Here is a 22,570-nt window from a genome sequence, read left to right as displayed (position 1 = left end):
AGTTATTTCCGACTAAAACAGTAGGTTTTACATTTAATCTCATATTATCAATCTTGAAGGCTGTTGTCAATATATATTGATGTATCGTATTTGGCGCGCAAATCACTTTCTACCTGCTGTAAAGGAGCTGCTTGCTCCAGAGTCAGCTCTTGACGTACCAATGCCCGAACTTCCTTCTGATCGGGCACTTTAGGAGCATTCATATTCTCCAGACGGATGACAGCGAAGTTATCTCCAGTCTGCAGAGGACCTGCTATATCCCCTACATCTAATCCAGCAGCTGTCTTAAGCATTTCCTCCGGCCAAAATGGATCATCTTCCTCCACGGTTCCCAGACTGCCCCCACGTGGGCGGCTTTCTTCATCGATTGAGACTTCTTTAGCCAAAGCGGCAAAATCCCCTCCTTGCTCTAGCCGGTCCATGACCTTCTGTGCCTCTTCATAAGTGGAAACCTTAATCATAGAGAGCTGCATTTCCTTTTTTGGACGAAAGCGATCTGCATTCTGCTTTAAATAATCATCAATATCCCTCTCGCTAATCGTGATGCCGACTGTAGCTATAGCCTGAAGAGTCAATCGATATACAGTCTCATCAAGTATGTCCTGACGGGACAAACCAAGCTCAGACTGCATTTGCTCATAATACTGTGCTTCTGAACCATACCCTTCCATGGCGTGCTTCAGCTCCTGCTGTACGTCATCGTCCGTAACGTTAATGTTCAGCGCTTTGGCTTCCTTGTTGACTACGATATGGTTAAGCATCCCCAGCAGTATTTCTTCGCCATGCTTTTTTTTAAGCTCATCCATCCATTGCTGATCAGTTACTGGCTGTCCTCCTGCAATGGCAATATCCGAGGATTCTGCGTCTGTTATATCTCCCTTAAGAATAGCCATGGCACGAAGGCTCCAGAATAAAAAGCCCCCAAGGATTAGTGTTGCAACCGCAAGTATAATAACGGCATTGCGCAGCGCGCGTTCCTGTCTTGTCATCATCGCATGGCCCTACGATTTCGCTTGTTCCAGGATAACCTGTAATTCGTCCTTATTAAATACATAAGCCTCATTGCAAAAATGGCATACAACCTCGACCGCTTCATCTTCTTCAATCAATCGCTCCAGTTCAATCTGGCCCAGACTGATCAGTGTTTGCTCCACTCGTTCGTGTGAACATTGACAAGCAAAATTGATATCCAGTTCTTCTAATACAACCGCATCCGGCAAAAGCAACCGCAACATATCCTCCAGCTCTAGCCCCTGATCCAATAGGGCGGTGACGGAAGGCATGGCCGCTATAGCCTTTTCAATGTCCGTAATCTCAGCATCCGTAAGTTCGGGTAGAAGCTGAACGATAAAGCCTCCAGCAACAATCACTGAATTATCCGTGTCCACTAACACTCCGAGACCCACTGCGGCCGGGGTCTGCTCCGAAACAGCAAAATAATAAGTAAGATCATCCCCAATTTCACCGGATATAATCGGCACACTACCGCGGTATGGCTCCTTCATCCCTAAATCCTTAATAACATCAATGAACCCATCCGTTCCCACTGCGCCGGCGACATCCAGCTTACCCAAGCTGTTGCTTGGTAAATGAACATGGGGATGATGTACGTAACCCCTTACTTCTCCTAAAGCGTTGGACTCCGCAAAAATTTGTCCGATCGGTCCATCACCCTTGACTATGATGTTCAGCTTTTCCTGGCCCTTGAGCATTGCCCCCATCATGGCCGCAGCAGTAACTGTACGTCCCAGAGCGGCCGTAGCCGTGGGATACGTATCATGCCGACGCCGTAATTCATCGACCAATTCTGTTGTGCGAACAACAAAGGCTCTAACTTTACCCTTCAGCGCAGTTCCGCGAATTAGCCGATCATTCTTATTCTCCATGGGTATATGCTCCTCCTATCTATGCTCATAATTCTCTTTATCTTTATTTGTTACGGTCATAAATAATGCGTAGCCCTTCCAGGGTAAGCAGCGGATTCACTTCGTCGATACAATCTGTCTCACCCGCAATTAGCGGTGCAAGGCCGCCCGTGGCGATTACTTTTAGCACAGGCGCGTTCATTTCGATCTTAATACGCCTTACAATACCCTCAACCTGACCGGCATAGCCAAAAATAATACCTGCCTGCATGGCATGCACCGTGTTGCGACCAATAACCTTCTTGGGCTTCTCTAATTCAATCCGCGGCAGTTTCGAGGCCCGTTGATACAAAGCCTCTGTAGAAATTCCCAACCCGGGAACAATAGCCCCGCCAAGGTAATTAGCACCTGCATCAATGCAGTCGAAGGTCGTCGCAGTACCAAAATCAACAACAACAAGCGGACACTTATATTGCTCTATAGCAGCAACAGCGTTAACAATGCGGTCTGCACCTACTTCACGCGGGTTCTCATAGCGCAGATTAAGCCCAGTTTTGATCCCAGGCCCCACAAGCAATGGCTCTCTGCCAATATATTTCACACACATATCAACGATGGTCTGCACTAGCGGTGGAACTACAGAGGAAATAATTACCCCTTCCACATCCTTAAAAGATAAATCTGCCATATGAAACAGATTGTGAATTAATACACCGTACTCATCCACGGTAGATTGACGTGCCGTGCTAAGCCGGAAGTGGTGCAATAGCTCACGCTTTCTATATACACCAAGAACAATATTGGTATTGCCGATATCAATGGCAAGCATCATGAGAGAGGACCCTCCTTCTTGGCATTAAGGTCCAGACTGATATCCAGACTGGAGAAGGAGTAAGTAAGGCGGCCCACAGAAATAACATCAACACCCGATTCAGCTATTCCACGCACGCTCTCCAAAGTGACATTACCCGAAGCTTCTGTCTTGATATGCGGTGCCTTGGACTTGATGATACCGACTGCTTTTTTCATCATATCCGTGGACATATTATCTAGCATGATAATATCGGCTCCTGCTGCTAATGCCTCTTCAACTTGTTCCAGGCTTTCCGTCTCCACTTCAATGGTCATTGTATGTGGAATATTGGCTCGGGCACGTCCCACTGCCTGACGGATACCACCGGCCCCTTTAATATGATTGTCTTTAATCATCACTGCATCATACAAACCAAAGCGATGATTTGCACCGCCACCAATCCGAACAGCATATTTCTCCAGCATCCGATGGCCTGGCGTAGTCTTACGAGTATCCACAAGACGTGTCGTCAGTCCATCCAGAGCCTGCACGAAAGAAGCCGTCCGTGTCGCCACACCGGAAAGACGCTGCATCAGGTTAAGTGCAAGCCGCTCTCCAGTCAGGATCGCGTGAGTGCTGCCTTCAACCTCCGCGATTACTGTACCTTTTGTTACAGTCTGGCCTTCCTCTACAAGAACCGTAAAGGTTAATGAAGAATCAACAATCTCAAAAACCAGCTCCGCTACAGGAATACCGCAGATTACACCATCCTCTTTGGCATGTATAATACCTTTAGATTCATGGCCAACCGCTATTGTTGTACGGGTCGTTACATCCCCGGAACCTACATCCTCACTCAACCAACCCTTGATGGATTGTACCAGCTCTTCGTTATATCCATTAAACATCATCACTTAATTCCTCCACTATTCCTAGTTCGCGAATCTGGAGCAGGTGTTTCTGCCACTGTGCGTCATTTCGCATAGGATAATCCTCACGATAATGCGCCCCACGGCTTTCCTCCCGTGCCAGTGCCGACTCCGTTACCAGCAGACAGCAAGTCAACATATTGGCAAACTCGTATTCCTCACGCTTCGACAGAACGGATCCGAAAATCGGCAGTTGCCGTTTCAATTCCTCTAATCCCTTGGACAGCATCTCTTCGTTACGCCGCAATCCAGCATAACGAACCATCACCTTCTGCAGCTTCAAACGTCGTTCCACAATAGCTTGTGTTGGCGTCTCAACACGGCCCTCCTGGCTACCCCCAGAGACCACGTCGCGCCCCAACGGCGGAAGCTCATGAATCCGTTCAATAATTCGGCGCCCAAATACAAGCGCCTCAGACAGTGAATTACTCGCCAAACGATTGGCTCCGTGCAGCCCGGTAGAGGATACTTCACCGCAAGCAAATAGACGGGAGATACTGCTTTCCCCATTCAGATCGGTCTTAATGCCCCCCATCATATAATGCGCAGCAGGAGCCACCGGGATCCAATCACTCGTAATATCCAATCCATAACTCATACAGGTCTCATAAATCGTTGGAAAACGGTGCTTCACCATCTCGGCTGATTCATGTGTAATATCCAAGTATACAAAAGTCGACTTGGTAAGCTCCATCTCACTCACAATCGCCCGGGCCACGATATCACGCGGCGCAAGTTCCAGCAGTTCATGATAACGATCCATAAACTGCTCTCCTTTAATATTACGCAGCACAGCACCTTCACCACGCACAGCTTCCGAAATTAAAAAACGCGGCGCCCCAGGATAGCTTAACGCTGTCGGATGAAACTGAATAAATTCCATATCCCGAATATGTGCTCCGGCCCGGTAAGCGATAGCCACACCATCTCCGGTCGCTACTTCAGGATTCGTGGTATAACGATACAGCTGTCCTGCTCCTCCGGAGCATAATATGGTTGCATCCCCCTGAAGAAATAAGCGTCCGCCACCTGGCCGTTGCAGCAAGGCACCCACACATTCGCCGTCCTCCGTAATAAGATCAATCACATAATGATCGTCCCACACCTCAATATTCTTATGCTCAGCCACCTGTTCTACCAATGCTCGCACAATTTCATACCCTGTAGCATCCCCGTTAGCATGCAAAATACGCCGGTGACTGTGCGCTGCTTCTTGAGTTAAAGCAAGCACACCGTCTTCCTTGTCGAACAACGTTCCCAACCGGATTAACTCATGTACACCTTCTGGACCTTCGTTAACCAATGCATCAACAGCAGACGAAGAACATAGGCCTGCGCCTGCCATCAGTGTATCTTGTCTGTGGTACGCCGGGGAATCATCCTCAGCAATAACTGCGGCAATACCGCCTTGTGCATAGCGAGTATTGCTCTCCATCAACGATTTTTTGGTTATCATAATGACATGCCGATCTTCACTGGCTTTTATAGCTGTAAATAACCCGGCGATACCTGAACCGATAACAATACAATCCGTCTTTACGGTTGGAATATCTCGGAGGTCGAAATCAATCAAATATTGTGGAATCATGACCGCTTTTCACCTGTTTCAACGAAAGAGTAGCGCATGCTACCGGACTTGTAGCATGCGCTCTAGGGAGGTTCTGGCTTTGTCGGCGACAGCGGGCGGAACGTAAATTTGCGGCTTCATCGTCTCCAGGCATTTCACCAGTTTTTTTAAATTATTAACTTTCATATTAGGGCATACGAGAAACTTCGTAGCAAAATGAAATTCCTTGTCTGGACTATCCAAACGTAGCTGATATCCGGTACCGTCCTCTGTTCCGACAATAAACTGGCGGCGATTGGATTTCCGGCAATATTCAAGAATGGCTGTGGTGCTTCCTACAAAATCACCCATTGCCACAACCTCGGGACGACACTCCGGATGAACGACAAATTCAGCCTCTGGGTATTTCGCTCTCATTTCCACAACATCTTTAACCGTAAGCATGTCATGGGTATTGCAGTAGCCTTCCCAGATAATCATTTTCTTGCCAGTCTGATCCTGTACGTATTGGCCTAAGTTTTTATCGGGTACCCAGATGATTTCTTCAGCATCCAGCGATTCTATCACTCTCACGGCATTGGCAGAGGTACAACATATGTCGGTCTCTGCTTTAATTTCCGCAGACGAGTTGATATAAGTAACAACCTTAGCATTGGGATGTTGAGCTTTCAGCTTACGCAAACCATCTACATTAACCATATCGGCCATCGGGCAGCCGGCACGTTCATCAGGAATGAGTACGATTTTGTTGGGTGCCAATATCTTGGCGCTTTCTCCCATAAAATGAACACCGCAGAATACAATAACATCAGCATCGGTCTCTGCTGCCTTCTGAGCCAGTAAAAAAGAGTCACCCCGGAAATCTGCGACCTCCTGAATTTCATCACGTTGATAATAATGAGCCAAGATGATTGCATTCCGTTCCTTTTTAAGCTCTTCGAGACGTATACGAAGTTCACGATTCTGTTCCTGCTTGCGCTCCAGCGCCAGAGCTTCCACTGATAGTTCTCCCCCTTATGTCTTCGCGGCTTTACGCCGGCGCATTCAGATAAAGTTACAAAAGTCCCCACGTCGAACAACGAATATGCAGGTTCGCAAATCTTAGTAATATATTAATTAATATATTAATCATTAATGTACACAACGTTCCAGCCTCTGTCAATGTAACCAGGCAAGGACCTAACGGCCTTATGGGGGGTTGAAAGATACAAAAATCCGGAGAACAGTTGCGTTCTCCGGATAAGTTGTCATCATTTAATTGATAGGCATATTAGACGAGGCTTCCGCCTCCGTCTTTATTTCCATCATCTGGACCTTTTTCAGGCTCGGAATCTGGTTTATTCGGAATTTCCTTGGACAAATCCCCCAATGAAGATTGGGTATCATCAGATTTGCCTTGAATACGCACACGCACGTCACCGATAGAATCAATTATAGGTTCTCCGACTTCATGAGTAACGTTCTCGCTTTCCTCTGGTTTACCATCCTCGTTCAGGAAGCCTTGTTCAATCAACTGTGAAATTTGATCAAGTTCCAGCGTTTCCTTCTCAAGCAGAGTATTCGCGATCAAATGCATTTCTTTGGAGTGTTTAGTCAGGAGCTCTTTACAACGTTCATAGCTTGCACTAATGAAGTTCTGCATTTCCTGATCAATCTCGTACGCAATGGAGTCACTGTAGTTCTGCTCATGCCCAATATCGCGGCCGAGGAATACCTGACCTTGGGACGTGCCGAACTGCATAGGTCCAAGTTTCTCACTCATACCGTATTCCATAATCATGGCACGCACGATACGCGTAGCCTGCTGGAAGTCACTATAAGCGCCTGTGCCGATTTCGCCAATAAATAATTCCTCAGCAACACGTCCACCAAGCAATCCGGTAACCTTATCAAGCAACTCTTGCTTAGTAACGATCATCCGGTCTTCCTTAGGAAGCATAATGACATATCCACCTGCGCGTCCACGTGGGATGATTGTTACTTTATGCACCATATCAGCATGTTCCAAGAAATAGCCCGCGATAGTATGGCCTGCTTCGTGGTAGGCCACGATGCGTTTCTCACGGTCACTGATAACACGACTGCGTTTCTCAGTACCTACGATAACACGGTCAATCGCTTCGTCCACTTCTTTCATGGAAATGTCCTTGCGGTTGCGGCGTGCAGCAAGCAAAGCCGCTTCGTTGAGCAAATTCTCCAAATCTGCACCGGTGAAGCCAGTCGTACGCTTGGCGACAACGTCAAGACGTACATCTTTAGTCAGCGGTTTATTACGGGAATGAACTTGCAGTACAGCTTCGCGGCCTTTCACATCAGGACGGTCAACCGTAATCTGACGGTCAAAACGTCCTGGACGAAGCAAGGCGGGGTCAAGAATATCAGCACGGTTGGTAGCAGCTACAATAATAATACCCTCGTTGCCACCAAAACCATCCATCTCAACAAGCAATTGGTTCAGTGTCTGCTCGCGTTCATCATGTCCGCCACCAAGTCCGGCACCACGTTGACGACCGACTGCATCAATCTCATCAATAAAAATGATACAAGGGGCATTCTTCTTGGCATTCTCGAACAAATCACGTACACGAGAAGCACCGACACCGACGAACATTTCTACAAAATCGGAACCAGAGATGCTGAAGAAAGGAACGCCAGCCTCACCTGCGACCGCACGAGCCAGCAATGTTTTACCGGTACCTGGAGGGCCTACAAGCAATACGCCCTTAGGTATACGAGCACCTACAGCAGCGAATTTACGCGGATCTTTCAGGAATTCTACCACTTCGACAAGCTCTTGCTTCTCTTCGTCTGCTCCTGCAACATCCTCAAAACTGATTTTCTTCTTCTCTTCATTATATAACCGAGCCTTGCTCTTGCCGAAATTCATAACTTTACCGCCGCCACCCTGTGCCTGATTAAACAGGAAGAAGAACAGGATGAACATAATAACCAGCGGAATGATGGATGAAAGGAACGTCAGCCAAATGCTGTCGCCTTGCATCTTCTTCTGTGTAAACTCCACGCCGTTAGCATCACTGGCATCAACCAGCTCATTAAGGGCTTTGTCTGTAGGAGGAACATATGTGGAGAAGCTTTTCGATTTAGCATCAGTCGGCAATTCTTTATATTCGCCTGTAACCGCAAAAGCGTTACCTTCAAACTGAACTGTCAAAGTCTTCACATTGTCCTTCTTAAGCTCCTGCCGCAACTCGTCGTATCTAGGGAAATCGGCGGCTTCATTACCATTACTTACAAACTGGACAATGCCCACCACGACTAAAAATAAAATCAAATAAAAACCGGAATTCCGGATGAACCGATTCATCCCCTACCTCCTCTCACAACACTTAAGTTATTGTACCATAGCCTGTTAGGACACCTCAAATAATGAAGGTCCTTGAATTTGATCCGTAGATCCAAGGCTGTCAATATCAATTGGAATAAATCTCAGGCTTTAGCACTCCGACGTAAGGGAGGTTCCGATAAAGCTCAGCATAATCCAATCCGTAGCCTACTACAAATTCGTCGGGCAATACAAAACCCGTGTAGCTGGCTTCCAGGTTAACTGTACGGCCTGCCGGCTTATCAAACAGGGTAACTACACAAATAGAGGCAGCATTGCGACCTTGAAGCAGCTCAATTAAATAGCTGAGTGTAAGACCGCTGTCGATAATGTCTTCAACGATCAAGACATCCCGTCCTTCTACTGGCACATCCAAATCTTTAATGATTTTGACAATACCGGAGGACTTAGTGGATGCTCCATAGCTGGATACAGCCATGAAATCCATCTCCACAGGTACAGTAATGACTTTAACCAAATCTGCCATAAATATAAACGCACCTTTTAGTACACAAATCACTAAAGGGGTACGGCCTGCATATTCAGCGCTCAGTTGTGCACCAAGCTCTCTAACTCTTTGCTGAATTTCTTCTTCGCTGATCAAAATTTCCTGAATATCGTTTTGCAACTTGCGAAACCTCCTAAGTTATTCTATGAAAGATTTACTTCGACCATTACGGTTGTCTTACACTCTCATCCAGTTCTTGGAGAGACAGCAGAAGCACCGAGGTCGTGTGCCGCCCTACTGCGGCATGCATCGAGCGTCTAACACCCGGAATCCAGACGATATTGCCTAAACCATCACAAACGAGGGGAATCACAGAGCGTTCGGAAGAAGGTATCTTGTCATCAATATAAATATCTTTTACCTTTTTGCTTCCGTTTAATCCCATAACCTTTATGGTATCTCCAGGCAATCGGGAACGAATTGTCAGTGGGAAGACCAGTTCATCACTGTCAAACCATGCCGACATCTTCCCGGAGTCCTCCCCCTTTACGAAAAAGCTTTCTCTCTCCAGCACCGCCATCGTCATCACTTTCCCTATTTCGTCCAGCCTAAGCCGGGGATGAGGTAAAGATAACCGATATGTATAGCTTGCCTGCCGCTGTGAGGGCTTGGACGAGAACAAGATTGTATCATATTGCCGCACACAAGTCAGACCTACACCTAAATCCAGACTCCACGTTGTGGGGTAGTCCTGCAGCGTTCCCCGACGCACGGCTTCTATTTTGGGGAAATCGGCAACGGATGAATCCGCTGACAGATAATTTAATATTAGTTTAATCAAACGCCGTTGTAAAGCGAAGGGTATGGCGGCGAATGAAGCCCTGTCAAAGGTATATTTACCATGCACCTTCGAAACCAGCTCTTCAAAGTATTTTGCCGTAGTAACTTCCATAAAATCATCTTCCGCACCAGCAATCTCCGCGAGCTGCAGGAGCGACTGTCTGACTCGGCCATTATACCCTTCCAGAAAAGGAAGAATCTCCAGTCGAACAGCATTTCGCTTGTACTTCGTCAGCAGATTACTGGCATCTACAACATAAGCATAACCCTGCTTCTGGCAAAAATCGACAAGAGTTGTTTTGTTAATACGCAGGAAGGGACGAATGAGTTCCACCTTTTTTTCGGTTCTTTTCCAGCGCATTCCGGCTAGCCCTGAAAGACCGCTTCCGCGCAACATGCGCATGAGCACTGTCTCCACCTGATCATCGGCATGATGCGCCAGAGCAACAGAACGGGCTCCATAGCGATGTGCTGTTTCAATCAGAAACTGATAACGCTTCTCTCGGGCCGCCCCCTCCGGTCCAAGACCGCTCTCCTTGATGTACGCGGGGATATCGAATACCCCCAGTTCAAAGACCAGTCCCAGTTCCTCAGCTATACTGCGTACGAACTCCGCCTCGTCCGGCGACTCGGGTCTAAATCCGTGGTTCACATGGGCACATATCAGGGTTAACGGCATCCGATTCAAAGATATGTCATGTAAAACACGCAAAAGAGCCACAGAATCCGGACCTCCGGAAACTGCGACTACAATGGTGTCATGAGGTGACCACAGCTCATGTTCGGCTGCTGACTCCTGTACAGACTCCACCAGTCCATTCATTTGCTCCATATGCGGCTTCCTTTCTCGACCGGTCGGTTGCAGAGGTTTTGACCGGTTGGGTCAGCATCTCAGCTGTATGTATTGTTTCAGAAACGGATTACCCAATAAATGGTGAAAGCAAGTAAAAATAGCGATAAGGCAAAGGCATTCTTCAGCCAACGAGGAGTGGCCATACTTTCCGGCTCCCGTTTGCGTGTCTTATAGATATGATTTTCCCAAAGTTCTAAAGCCTCTGCAGAACCGGAAAACCCTCCTTTGAGCGCTAGGCTCAACCATGAGGACAGCTTCTTATCCGGCAGCTTTCTGGCCAGTTTAAGCAATTCATCCGTACTTCTCATCTGGGGCAGTTGCAGGGCAGCTGTCTTCAGCCCTTCTTCATTAAGCAAGCGAAGGCAAAGCACAGCAAAGGCAAAAAGATCATAATTCTCATCGCCTGTCCGGCTGCCAGCATTCCAGAACCCCCGGTCATGCCATTCAGTAAACTGTTTTACGCTCCGCCCCAGAGGACTCGCACCACCGAAATCGATTAGCTCCGCTTCCCCATAATCGGATACCATAACATTCTCCGGCTTCAAATCACCAAACACAAAACCGCACTCATGCAGTCCCCGCAGCTTATCTAGCAGCTTTAACCCCACCAGACCGAGCCATGAAGATCCATTCCTGGATAAAAAAAGGTGCAGAGGTCTGCCTTCCACATACCGCATTACATAAAAAGGAACATTGTTGCCATCCGCAAAATCATCAGCTTCCAGCAAATAGGAAGATAACGGAGATTCCTGGCGGGCGCGATGTTCGTTGCGCTTGCGGCGTGATTGCAGAGTAGTCAGCACATTGATCTCCGATTGCAGATCAAGCGTGTCGTATCCGATTTTTAGCGCGTAGCGCTCCCGTCTTCCCTCTCTTTGCACGAGATATACGGTTCCGTTCGCGCCTCTTCCCAGCAGCCGTTCCACAACATAACGGTTCCCCCGCCATTTGCCGATAATTACGGTGCCAGCAGGATAGGGCGGATTAGACGACATACCCACCAATCATCCCTTCTCTTTCATCGTGATCTTGTGCCGGATGGCGGTCACGATGTTTATCCAGTGTATCATAACGATAATGTTCAAGCACCTTGAAAATAGCCGGCCCTGTCGGTGTTGCCCCCCGCATCCGCATACGGGAGAACAGCGAGCGAATTCCCGATAGATCACGAGTCCAATCCATATCAAGCATGGCCTCTTCACCACTAGAGCGGCCAGGGAAATGGAATACGGCAATTTCACTGCTGCCTTCTCTGGCTTCCAGACTAAGCGCCAAATCACGGATGGCGTCCTCGACTGCGCCCAACTTCGGCTTCATGCTTGCACTCGCGTCGATCAGCAGTGCGATGCGCAGCGGCGACGTCTCCGTCAGCTCATCCACGACGGTAACTACCTGTGAACGCTGAAGCGGAGGCAATGCTTCCAAAGAGCCTTCGCCTAATATTTTTTTTACCTCTTTATTAACCGCTTGCTGGATGGTTTGAACCACGGTCTTGCGTGTCATCATCTGCATGGTCTGCGCCAATTGTGGCGTTCCGACGATCCGACTGATCCCGCCACCCGCTTTGGCAATATCAGCAATCTCCCGGCTTCCCAGTTCACCGATCGTTCCGTAATCTACAACACCCACCACATTAACGGTGATCCCCTCCTGCAGAGCATGCGCTGCAGCCATCACCGGACTCTCCCCTACGTTCGAACAACCGTCAGTAATGAGCAAAATTTGCTTCATGACCCATCCACTCCCCTTTGTCTTGGAACCTCTGTTTCTAGCATATCCAGAAATGAGAGATTTCAAACTCTGCTTTTTGGGGAAAGCTTTAGATCAAAACAGTTGTGAATTAAGGGGAACTACGAGAAATGTTTGGACTTCCGATCGCTGTTATTCTCTGATTTCTTGATTGGAACCGTTCTTAACGGTTGAAATCAGAGAATAAAGGCGAACGCTAACGCTTCTCCAGCTCCAAAATTTCTCTTCGTTCCGTATATCACTTCCATGTTTAAACTCTAAAGATTACGCCGCTGAGTCAGCAGCTTTTCAAACGGGAGAGAGCAGGCTGAAGGCGAGTTATAGGCATTACTCGCCGGATCATAGGTACGGCGCTTTGCGCGTACTAAGAGCATACAAAAGCTTAAGTTCAACTGATAAGAGCTAGCTAACAACACGCGGGCGGTCCATCCGGCCGATTCCGGGCATATGCAGGCTGGACCATTCCGGGTGAAAGTGGTCGAGGCGGCTGACAATGATGGTCATATCATCCTGAATCTCATTTCCCTGATAGCGGATTACTTTGTCCAGCAGACTATCGGCCATATCCTGAGGATCATCACCCTCCAGCTCCTGGATTAATCGTTTCATCCATATCTCTTTATTAACGGCATATCCGGGCGCATCATAAATACCATCAGTCATCATTATCAAAATATCACCCGGACGCAGCTGCATACTGACCAAATCGACTTCAATATCCTTAATAATTCCGATAGGCAGATTGCTGGCCGTTATTGGAATGACCTCGCTGCCCCGCCGTATAAAGCTCGGCGCCGAAGCGATCTTCATAAAGATGGTCTGCGCCGAATACTGGTCGATCAGTGCCATATCTACGGTGGCATAGAATTCGTCAGGAGAGCGCAGCAGCAGAATGGAATTCACGGACTTTACAGCCAGCTTCTCATCCATACCGGACTGCAGCAGCTTCTCAAGCATTCCGAGTGCAGCACTGCTCTCCATTCTCGCCCGTTCCCCATTCCCCATTCCATCGCTGATCGATACGGCAAAGGTGCCATTTCCGAGCTCCATCGTACTGTAACTGTCACCTGACAGCATATCTCCGCCCTTGGCAGCACTTGCCACACCTGTACTTACCTCGTACGCCTTTGCCGAGCCGAAGGTAACCATCGATAGACCCTCGCGGGGATGTACAGCCGTTTCAGAAACGACAGCTATATTCTCATCCAGGATGTCTGAAAGGAGGGGAGCGATCATTTTGCGGCATTCATCAAAGCCCCTGGTGTAGGCATGTACCACTTCGATTTCTACGCGTCCAGGGTCCAGGCTCATAATCTCAATACTATGGATAGACAAACCAAGTTTCTCCAGCGCCTCACGGATTTGGCCTTCCTGACGATACATCGCCTGTCCTTCACGTTTGATTTCTTTGGCCAAATCCTCCATTACCTGTGACACTCCGGAAAGCTGTTCCGCAACAAATTGACGGCTATCGTATATTTGTCTCTTCCACCGCATATCATGCTGATAAAGATCATATTGACCTTTCATCATTTCCAGCACCTCTCCTGTTTTACCGCAAATTCGGTTCCACTCTGGGGGAAGTTGGGCAGCTGTAATCTCTGGACATTCCTCTATGGTAGTCATCATATCTGTCATATATCTGTAGGTTTGATAAAATTTCGCATCCCAGCAATGTGAACGCCGGATGCAGCTGGAGCAAGCTCCTTCCGTCACCGTATTCATAAAGCCCTCCATTTCACGGTCCGTTTTACCAGCATCTCCGGCTCGCGGGATCTGGCCAAAGCTGCTGGACAGCTGTTGGAATACTTGTGAGAACTGCGTGACCCGGTCCGCTGTTAGATCTCTTACCCTGCGGGCATACTCGTGCTGGGATCGGCTATGATCCGTTGTGCCTGGTACATATTTGGCAATGGCCGAAATGAGTCCCTTGGGTGTCAGCAAAAATAACAGAACCGCTCCGCAGGTCTCCCATGTGGAAGCCATCATCTCACCCGGACCCGTAAAATAAACGGAAAGAATACTGGACCCTAGGAGCATTCCGATAGATACTGCACCTTTTTTCCCTCCCTGCATCATACCTGCGAGCATTCCAGAGAAGGCCAGCAAGCTCATCTGATAGATCGCACCGATATCGGCCAAGCTGAGAATCAGCCCCGTAACCACCCCTACAGCTGCACCAAGAGGTGCGCCACCGGCCATCGCAAACAGCAGTATTAGGTAGCGGGATAAGATATGCTCTAGGGATAAGCCGTTGACGCTCCAGCCCACAAGGCCAGTCATGACAGAAGCCAGCAGAATGATGAGGCAGAGAATTTCCTCGTTTCGTAGAGCTCGACTTTTTTGTCGATAGGTTAGCAAAGGAAGGGCTTGCAGAAACACCAAAGTGAGTACGAATCCAAGCAGAGCATCGAGTGTCATCATCATCAGTGGATACCAGGTAATGGACGGGCCGATGACAACCTGGAACAGGCCAACCATAAAAGAGGACACGAATACCATAAGTGGAGCATAGGCTAAATCTATTCGCTGGAAACTCTCCAATCCCTTATAAACCAGAAAGAAAATAATCAACTCTGCAGTGATAACCCATGCGCCAGGGAACGGGGTGAAGAGACTTCCTGCCACAATAGCTCCTGCCACGGGTAATATAGAATCTCTGCGCAAAAACACAACGACGGCAAAGAAAGCTGCGGCAAAGGGGGACAGCTCGTCCAATATCATGGCTCTTCCCAGCAGGAAACCCATAAAGCTCAGCAGCAGCATCCATTTCTTGGCTGACATAAGCTGAATCCACCGTTGGCTCTGACTCCAGGACTTCACGCGCACTCCCCAAGCTGATTTCTCATCTTTGTCATTGCTTCCTGCTCTTGTCCACTCCGGCAAATTCACCACATTGCTTTTACCCATTTCTCAACACCACCCGTTTAAGAATTTATGGTTCTCATTATAAGCGGACAGTTCTGAGAAAGTTTGTCAAAAACGGAGAGCCAATCCCAAGAAATTTCCGACAAAAAAGCCTGTCCCGACATTACTTGTAAATTCGGGTTTAACCCTTATAGAGCAGTCGGTTGTTCTCTTTTGAAGTATCCTGCAACCTCACATGTTGAAAAGCGTTTACAGTCATTCGCCAGCGATTGCCCCAGAGTTATGTGAGAATGGGATGGATGCTGTCGGCAATTTGTCTAGTCCCGACAAAAAAACCGCAAAAGGCGAAACGCCCCAGCGGTTATTTATGGAATTCCAGTATTTAATTAATCACGCTTGGCTCCACGGCCTCCGCGTTTTCCTTCTGTGTTCTTCTTGATCGAAGATATCCGTTCTTCACTATCTTTCAGGAAACGTGACATTTTATCCTCGAATGAAGGTTTACCGGCTACAGGCTTGTTAAATGCACCACGCCCTCCCCGTTCACGATTGAAACCACCGCCGCCTCCGCCGCCTCCACCACTTCCGCCACCACCGCCAAAACGATCTCCACCGCTTGGACGTTCAGGTCTTGGAGCTCTGGGAGGACGTACTTCCGATGCCGGCTTATCTACAGCCTGCTTAATGGAAAGTCCGATCTTACCATCCTTGTCAACGTTGATCACCTTGACTGTTACTACATCACTTATCTTCAGATGATCGTTAACATCCTTGACGTAATTATCGGCGATTTCCGAGATGTGAACGAGACCTGTGACGCCTCCTGACAGATCCACAAATGCTCCGAAATGCGTAATGCCTGTCACTTTGCCCTCTAACTTGGTGCCCACTTCAATTGCCATAGAATAAAATGATCCTCCCTTAAAAATATACAGACGAATATTAAGGTCATCCAGTCTGCGGTGATTTGATTATACAGTAAAGAGGAAAGCAAGGCAACAGAGTGAAAAGCCTGTTTTGGTCACTTGATCACTCCGATTGCTCTGTTCGGATAGGAGTTTCGCCCTGCGGGTAGATATTATACCATTTACGCGCCAGTTGACCGATATATTCGTCATCATTCAGACGCGATACTTCGTATTTCAGTTGATTCAAAGATGCCGTAACACTCTCATTGGTTTCCTGCTTCTTGGCCAGTTGGCTGCTCTTGTCCGCAATCAGCGCACTCTGGGCAAAAAACACATACCCCGCCCAACCGAAAAAAACGGCGATAAAAAGTGTCCATATGACTCTTCTTCTCTTCGCGCCTGCGGCCGAAGATTTACTATGATTGGCCTTCTCTTCCGCAGAGAATCTGTTCATGCAGCGTACCCCCACTTCAAGGTCAGCGTTTCCATCGTTTGGTGATCCATTCGGTGTATCTCCTGATCCAGGCGCTGTGAGCCAGCCGCGATACATGCGGAGAGATCCACCTTACAGGTAGTACCCAAATCGGCTTCGTCAGACGCAGCAACAATTTTAGTATGAATAAAAGAATACGTCCAAGCAGCTTCAGCAGTCCCTTAAGAAAACGCCAAAGCCAAAGCAGTGGCACACCTATCAAGATTTCTACAAGTCTCCATAGCAGTCTGCACGTATACTGAACTGACTGAATTAACATTACCACAAAATGCCGTACCGTAACACTGAAGATCAAAAAATAGATCCATACACCTAGAAAGAGTCCCAGAAAAGCATACACTCGCAATTGTCCCTGATTACCTGCGTACAGCATGCGAAATACAAGCAAGGCCGCCCATATCCAGTACATCAGATCCAGCGCGGCGTTCAACCATTTGGGAAACCGTAATTTCAGTGACAGCACCCGGTAGCTGTCATAGGCCAGTCCCATAGCTGACCCGGCCAGCATCATATAGAGCAGCGTTAGCCACTGGGTCGCAGGATTCATTTAAATAGCTTGCCGAGTAAACCTTTATTTTTACCGTGCGCTCCGGGATCAAGATAAATCAAGGACTGGACATTGCCTTCAAGTGACAATATTCCGTTCTCCAGACTTAGGTTTTTGATATGTAAATGATTCCCGCGAATGGTGAGATGGCCAAGTTCTGTACGGAGTAGAAACTCCTCACTATCAAAACTCTCCACATTTTGTACACCCGTCAACTCCAACTGCTTACGACTGCGCATGTGCAAATCGTGCTGTTTATTAACCTTTACTGGCTCGGTCATAGCATGTACCCCTCCTTCTTACCCCTAATCTATGGTGAAGGGAGATAATATAGAACTTTACGATTTTTTTTAAAAATAGATAGGTAAACGGCATCCGTTTCTTCGAGAAATATAAGGATAAGTTATCGTGTGAAACCTATACATTCTTATATTTCAACAAAAAAAGCACAGTTCTACGTGATGTAGAACTGCACCTTCTTGCACAATTTTAAAGCAATCAACTATTTACCAGTCCAGACCGCTGCTTTTGGCAACAGGCTCTTCCCTGAGTAAAGTGTATATACCGGCAGCCTCGTCCTTGCGGGTGGTTTCAACCAGCTTTTCCACTTGAACCGTCACGAGCTTTTGACCAAATTGTACGGTAATCTCGTCTCCGATCTTGACTGTACTGCTCGGTTTGGCTTCCCGTCCGTTAATTAATACCCGGCCCTGTTCGGACACATCCTTCGCCACGGTACGGCGCTTGATCAACCGGGATACTTTCAGGAATTTATCGAGACGCATTAGTTGACAGCTTCTTTAAGTTTGTTTCCCGCCTTGAAGGCTGGAACAGTAGATTCAGAAATTTCAATCGCTTCACCCGTTTGTGGGTTGCGTCCTGTGCGTCCGGAACGCTTACGAGTTTCGAAAGTTCCGAAACCGATCAATTGAACTTTATCACCTTTTGCCAAAGCTTCGGTAATTTCGCCCAAAAACCCGTTCAATACTGCTTCTACTTCTTTTTTTGCCAATCCGTTTTTCTCGGAAATGTTGTTTACCAAATCTGTCTTGTTCATAATTTGAAGTTCCTCCTAGGATACAAAAAAATAAATGAAACGAGATTCACAGCCAAACAATGGCGAAAATCGTCATTTCGTCTTTATGATATTCTTGATGCCATTCTAAAATCCTGCCACAACTCGCCGATTTTTAAAAAAGAAAATGCTATTTCTCAAAAATCGCCGCTAAAGCTCCGGCTCTAGCACTATTACATTATAAACCTCTATCTCTATTTCAAATCAGAGATTTATGACACTGCTTTACCAGCATTGCCGCATCTGGGCGGACATATACCGCTAAAAGAGAATCCGAAGCAAGTTTAGAATAGCCGTCGCTATACCTTCCGCTCCTGGATCTTGGCTTCCTGCCATAAAGCTTCCATTTCGTCCAGACTACTTTGCTGTACAGTTGTTCCTTTACGCAACAGACTTTGTTCAATATATTGAAAACGATTGACGAACTTGCGGTTGGTGCGGGTTAATGCCTCTTCCGGATCTGCTCCAATAAAACGAGCCACATTGGTGGCAGCGAACAGCAAATCCCCCAGCTCCAGAAGCTGCTCATCCTCCGATGCACCCGTATCAATCGCCTCTTGCAGTTCATCCAGCTCCTCGCGAATCTTGGCTAGAACATCACTCACATTATCCCAGTCGAAACCTACCTTGGAGGCTTTCTTCTGGAGTTTATAGGCCTTCATCAATGCTGGCAGATCGCGGGGAACACCGCTAAGAGCAGATTGTTCTTCTGGCTTCAAGCCCTTGCGGCGTTTCTCCTCTGCCTTCATGCCTTCCCAGTTCTGCAGTGCCTCTGTGGCATCACTGGCACTTTGATCGCCAAATACATGCGGATGCCGGAAGATCAGCTTATCATTCAGCCCTTCAATCACGTCAAACACGGTAAAGGTCCCAAGCTCCTCCTCCATTTGTGAATGAAGCATAATCTGGAGCAGAAGGTCCCCGAGTTCTTCCTTCATATGTTCAGGGTCATCCTCATCTATCGTTTCGAGAACCTCGTAGGTCTCCTCGATCAGATTTTTACGCAGCGATTCATGAGTCTGCTCCCGGTCCCAGGGGCAACCCTCCGGACTGCGCAAAATATCGACAATTTCATGCAGACGGGCAAAGGTACGCTTGCGGATATCCGCAGTACGGTTGGCCGGAACATACACAAGTGACAGGTTGCCATAACCCTCCAGACGATCCAGCTCATAGAGGGGTACGGTAATGATCGATTCTTCGTCCTCTACCCCCAAGGCATGTCCAACAATAACCTCATATTCAGGTGGGTACAGCTCCATCAGACACAGCTTCGTCTCCGAAGCCGTAAAGGTATCATATACTTGGCCTATCAGCGTATGCAGCTCAGGCTGAAGCTGGGAGCTGCGAATGCCGGAAGCATCGAGCAGTTGGAAACCTTCGATGGGATCAAAACCAAGCCGGACAAACGCCTCATCCAGAAAGCTTTCACCGCCCAGGATCTGCAGCTCTATGCCCTCTCCCGGACAACGCTGGCGCAGCAGAGAAACTGCGGATTCGGCAACCATCGGATGCCCCGGTACGGCATAGACGATATTCGTGCCCGGCGCAGCGGAACGCGCCTCCTCGATCAATTGTGAGGTTATAGCCTCATATACCTCAGGAAATGAAGATAAAGATTCATACAGCCCATCAAAGGACTGTGCTGTAATCTCAAGCTCTGCCAGTGCAGCCATGACCGGATGCTCCTTGGTACGTACATAAACGACGGATGCCGCCGTAAGCTTCTTGACGATACCTAATGTCAGTCGGTCCGGATTTCCGGACCCGAGGCCTACCACTGTTAATGTTGCGCTCATGCCTGTTCCTCTCCTCCTTGGCGCCCTTAATCGCTCCAAGCGAAAGGCTACCTTGTAATATATAGATTGCACTGCTCATAATGTAGCCGGTTATGCCTTATGGAAACAAGCGCAGCTTCTTCAGCTTGTCTGCCAGGGACGGGCCGAAGCCCGGAAGCTGGCGCAGCTCGCTCTCGCTGAGCAGCCGCAGGGCGATGGCCCCTACGGCGAAGACGGCGCAGCCCGCAGTGACGCCGAGCAGGCTCTGCGCGAGGCTTGCGGCCCGCCCGCCGCCTAAGCCGGCGGCCGTCGCTGCGAGCCCAGCAGCCCAGCTCGCGGCTGCTGCGGCCAGGCCTAAGCCCGCTAGCAGCAGCGCGGGCTTAGCCAGGGCATCTGCGAAGCGAAGCCGCAGATGGCCCTTGCGGTGCAGCAGCAGCACGTTCAGTGCTGCTGCGAAGAGATGCGCGGCCACGCCAGCTATGGCCGCGCCAGTGATGCCCTGCTGCGGGACGAGCAGCAGGTTCAGCGCCACCTTCAGCGCTGCTGCGGCCAGCAGGTGCAGCGCGGGCGCGCGCACGTAGCCCAAGCCCTGCAGCAGGGCGGCGGAGATGATGCTGACCGTACCGCCAGCAGCGGTGAAGGCCAGCCAGGTCATCGTTGTGCTGCCGGCGGTATCGCCATATAGCGCCACATTAATAGGCACGGCAAGCACGGCGAGACCAACTGCCGCCGCCAAGCCGAGCAGCCAGAACCAGCGTAATGACAGGCTGCAGCGGGTCTCAATCAATTTCATATCGCCCTTGAACTTTGCCTCGGCCAGCGCCGGAATGAACACTACAGACAACGAAGTAGCCAGCATGGTTACAATCTGCACGAGTGGCAACCCACGGTTGTACACTCCAAACTGTGCCATTGCGTTCCCTTCGCTTCCAGCGGATGCGGATAGCAAACGGGGTACAGTAAATACATCTACTAGTCCAATGAGCGGAACAGCCAGTGCACCCAGCATCACGGGAACCCCATAGGCCAGCAGCTTGCTGGCCTTCACGCTTCCGCTCTGCCCGGTTGAACTCCCTACTGTATCAGCAGCAGTAACGATCTGCTCTCCCGGCCTTGCAGCCTCTGTTGCGGCTGCAATCTCTGCTACAGATCCATGCCTGCTGCCACCACGGCGGTAACGCCGCCAATACAGCAGCATAACCAGCAGTCCTGCTGCGCCGCCACCAGCCGATCCGAGCAGAGCACCAGCAGCGATGCTCTCCGCTCCAGCCCCCTGCGAAGTCAAATAGAGCAGCAGCCCAATCATTACAGCCACCCGCACCGATTGCTCAACAATTTGCGACACTGCTGTAGGCACCATATTATGCAGTCCTTGAAAATAACCACGCAGGGCGGCCATCACCGGAACAACAGCCAGCCCCCAAGCACTGCTCCGCAGAGCGGGCAATACATGCGAGTTCCCAACCCAAACGGCAATAATCGGTGCACCCGTATAAGTGAGGACTCCGATGACTAAACCGCTAATACCCGTTATTCCCGCAGCCAGCAGCAATACCCGCCGGCCTTCCTCAGTGCGTCTTCCAGCCGAAGCTTCAGCTACGAACTTGGATATGGCGGTAGGCAGCCCCAGCATGGCTACCGTTACAAGAATCGTATACAGAGGATAAACAGTGTTATAAATACCGAATACGGCATCGCCACCCAAATTCTGCAGCGGGATTTTTTGCAATGTACCAATCAGCTTGGAGATTATGGCTGCGGCACTAAGAATAAATGCCCCTTGCAGCAATCTGGAAGCCTGAGTTGTGGATTTCATAAATATACCTGCTCTACCACTAGGATAAGATGAATTTCTATATTATAACGTATGTACGCCCCAGACAACAAAACCCCCGCCTTCCTTTGTCCATCATACCAAAGGAAGGCGGGGTCCGTAGTGCAAAAAGATATTACTGCTCCATCTGCTTGCCAAGGAAAGCGGCAGCTGTTTCAGTCATTTTAACTTCCATTTGTGACATTTTCACTGAATCATCTTTATTCAGCATTACTACACAGCCAATAGGATCTCCTCCGGAAATGATGGGCGCAGCTACATAGGAGGATAGCAGTTCCTGATGATCTTTTCCAAGTTCGTAGCTGCCTCCGTTCGTTTCCAGTACCGTTTTCCGACCATCCATAACTTTCTCCAGCAGCACGCCCACTTGTTTATCCAAATAATCCTTTTTGGAACCACCAGCAAGTGTAATAAAGGTGTCACGGTCCGCAATCATTGTAATATGTCCTGTACTTTCGAAGAGTGACTCTGCATATTCCTTAGCAAAATCGCCCAATTCCCCGATCGGAGAATATTTCTTCAGTATGACTTCACCATCGCGATCGACGAATATTTCCAGTGGATCGCCTTCTCGGATACGTAAGGTGCGTCTGATTTCTTTGGGGATCACCACTCGTCCGAGATCATCAATACGGCGTACAATTCCAGTAGCTTTCATTTCACATGTGCCCCGCTTTCTA

At 48.7% G+C, this 22,570-nt stretch carries 21 protein-coding genes; all 21 read right to left on the bottom strand.

The window, feature by feature from the left end:
- Nucleotides 1-47: 47 nt before the first annotated feature.
- A complete protein-coding gene (locus GJB61_RS30220) occupies nt 48-992 on the bottom strand; it encodes a foldase protein PrsA (protein ID WP_154122725.1) in 945 nt (314 codons plus the stop codon).
- A 9-nt stretch (nt 993-1,001) separates the two neighbouring features.
- Nucleotides 1,002-1,886, bottom strand: coding sequence for an Hsp33 family molecular chaperone HslO (gene hslO / locus GJB61_RS30215; RefSeq protein WP_154122724.1), 885 nt, complete (start codon nt 1,884-1,886; stop codon nt 1,002-1,004).
- 43 nt (nt 1,887-1,929) lie between these two features.
- A complete protein-coding gene (locus GJB61_RS30210; protein ID WP_154122723.1) occupies nt 1,930-2,697 on the bottom strand; it encodes a type III pantothenate kinase in 768 nt (255 codons plus the stop codon).
- A complete protein-coding gene (gene nadC / locus GJB61_RS30205) occupies nt 2,694-3,569 on the bottom strand; it encodes a carboxylating nicotinate-nucleotide diphosphorylase (protein ID WP_154122722.1) in 876 nt (291 codons plus the stop codon). Before nadC ends, GJB61_RS30210 begins: the two co-directional genes overlap by 4 nt.
- On the bottom strand, nt 3,559-5,175 hold the full coding sequence (gene nadB / locus GJB61_RS30200; RefSeq protein WP_154122721.1) for an L-aspartate oxidase: 1,617 nt from the start codon (nt 5,173-5,175) through the stop codon (nt 3,559-3,561). The genes nadC and nadB overlap by 11 nt, the downstream gene beginning before the upstream one ends.
- A gap of 39 nt (nt 5,176-5,214) precedes the next feature.
- Nucleotides 5,215-6,153: a quinolinate synthase NadA gene (gene nadA / locus GJB61_RS30195; protein ID WP_338116200.1), complete on the bottom strand. Its 939-nt coding sequence runs from the start codon at nt 6,151-6,153 to the stop codon at nt 5,215-5,217.
- 271 nt (nt 6,154-6,424) lie between these two features.
- The gene (gene ftsH, locus GJB61_RS30190; RefSeq protein ID WP_154122720.1) at nt 6,425-8,479 is read right to left on the bottom strand and encodes an ATP-dependent zinc metalloprotease FtsH; all 2,055 of its coding nucleotides are present in this window, start codon (nt 8,477-8,479) and stop codon (nt 6,425-6,427) included.
- A 106-nt stretch (nt 8,480-8,585) separates the two neighbouring features.
- On the bottom strand, nt 8,586-9,125 hold the full coding sequence (gene hpt, locus GJB61_RS30185) for a hypoxanthine phosphoribosyltransferase (RefSeq protein WP_154122719.1): 540 nt from the start codon (nt 9,123-9,125) through the stop codon (nt 8,586-8,588).
- Nucleotides 9,126-9,171: 46 nt separating this feature from the next.
- Entirely contained in the window at nt 9,172-10,617 is a 1,446-nt protein-coding gene (gene tilS, locus GJB61_RS30180; protein WP_154122718.1) for a tRNA lysidine(34) synthetase TilS, read from the bottom strand.
- 77 nt (nt 10,618-10,694) lie between these two features.
- Nucleotides 10,695-11,633, bottom strand: a complete 939-nt coding sequence (locus tag GJB61_RS30175) for a serine/threonine protein kinase (RefSeq protein ID WP_154122717.1) — start codon at nt 11,631-11,633, stop codon at nt 10,695-10,697.
- Nucleotides 11,623-12,369, bottom strand: coding sequence for a vWA domain-containing protein (locus GJB61_RS30170; protein WP_154122716.1), 747 nt, complete (start codon nt 12,367-12,369; stop codon nt 11,623-11,625). The genes GJB61_RS30175 and GJB61_RS30170 overlap by 11 nt, the downstream gene beginning before the upstream one ends.
- Nucleotides 12,370-12,789: 420 nt before the next feature.
- A complete protein-coding gene (gene spoIIE, locus GJB61_RS30165) occupies nt 12,790-15,297 on the bottom strand; it encodes a stage II sporulation protein E (protein ID WP_154122715.1) in 2,508 nt (835 codons plus the stop codon).
- A gap of 344 nt (nt 15,298-15,641) precedes the next feature.
- Complete coding sequence (locus GJB61_RS30160) at nt 15,642-16,157, bottom strand: S1 domain-containing RNA-binding protein (RefSeq protein ID WP_154122714.1); 516 nt, start codon at nt 16,155-16,157, stop codon at nt 15,642-15,644.
- A gap of 127 nt (nt 16,158-16,284) precedes the next feature.
- On the bottom strand, nt 16,285-16,617 hold the full coding sequence (locus tag GJB61_RS30155; protein ID WP_154122713.1) for an FtsB family cell division protein: 333 nt from the start codon (nt 16,615-16,617) through the stop codon (nt 16,285-16,287).
- Nucleotides 16,618-16,639: 22 nt separating this feature from the next.
- The gene (gene yabQ, locus GJB61_RS30150; RefSeq protein WP_154122712.1) at nt 16,640-17,203 is read right to left on the bottom strand and encodes a spore cortex biosynthesis protein YabQ; all 564 of its coding nucleotides are present in this window, start codon (nt 17,201-17,203) and stop codon (nt 16,640-16,642) included.
- The gene (yabP, locus tag GJB61_RS30145) at nt 17,200-17,484 is read right to left on the bottom strand and encodes a sporulation protein YabP (protein WP_154122711.1); all 285 of its coding nucleotides are present in this window, start codon (nt 17,482-17,484) and stop codon (nt 17,200-17,202) included. The genes yabQ and yabP overlap by 4 nt, the downstream gene beginning before the upstream one ends.
- A 225-nt stretch (nt 17,485-17,709) precedes the next feature.
- Nucleotides 17,710-17,988 carry an RNA-binding S4 domain-containing protein gene (locus GJB61_RS30140; protein ID WP_154122710.1) on the bottom strand — a complete coding sequence of 93 codons (279 nt, stop codon included), beginning with the start codon at nt 17,986-17,988 and terminating at the stop codon, nt 17,710-17,712.
- Nucleotides 17,988-18,260: an HU family DNA-binding protein gene (locus GJB61_RS30135; protein WP_154122709.1), complete on the bottom strand. Its 273-nt coding sequence runs from the start codon at nt 18,258-18,260 to the stop codon at nt 17,988-17,990. The genes GJB61_RS30140 and GJB61_RS30135 overlap by 1 nt, the downstream gene beginning before the upstream one ends.
- A 317-nt stretch (nt 18,261-18,577) precedes the next feature.
- Nucleotides 18,578-20,077 carry a bifunctional methyltransferase/pyrophosphohydrolase YabN gene (gene yabN / locus GJB61_RS30130; RefSeq protein WP_154122708.1) on the bottom strand — a complete coding sequence of 500 codons (1,500 nt, stop codon included), beginning with the start codon at nt 20,075-20,077 and terminating at the stop codon, nt 18,578-18,580.
- 97 nt (nt 20,078-20,174) lie between these two features.
- Complete coding sequence (locus GJB61_RS30125; RefSeq protein WP_154122707.1) at nt 20,175-21,872, bottom strand: putative polysaccharide biosynthesis protein; 1,698 nt, start codon at nt 21,870-21,872, stop codon at nt 20,175-20,177.
- A gap of 133 nt (nt 21,873-22,005) precedes the next feature.
- Nucleotides 22,006-22,548: a stage V sporulation protein T gene (gene spoVT, locus GJB61_RS30120; protein WP_154122706.1), complete on the bottom strand. Its 543-nt coding sequence runs from the start codon at nt 22,546-22,548 to the stop codon at nt 22,006-22,008.
- Nucleotides 22,549-22,570: the final 22 nt, after the last annotated feature.

This window comes from Paenibacillus monticola (assembly GCF_009664975.1).
Lineage (GTDB): Bacteria > Bacillota > Bacilli > Paenibacillales > Paenibacillaceae > Paenibacillus_AQ > Paenibacillus_AQ monticola.
The sequence above is the reverse complement of the archived record's forward strand: the minus strand, read 5'-3'. Positions and strand labels throughout refer to the sequence as shown.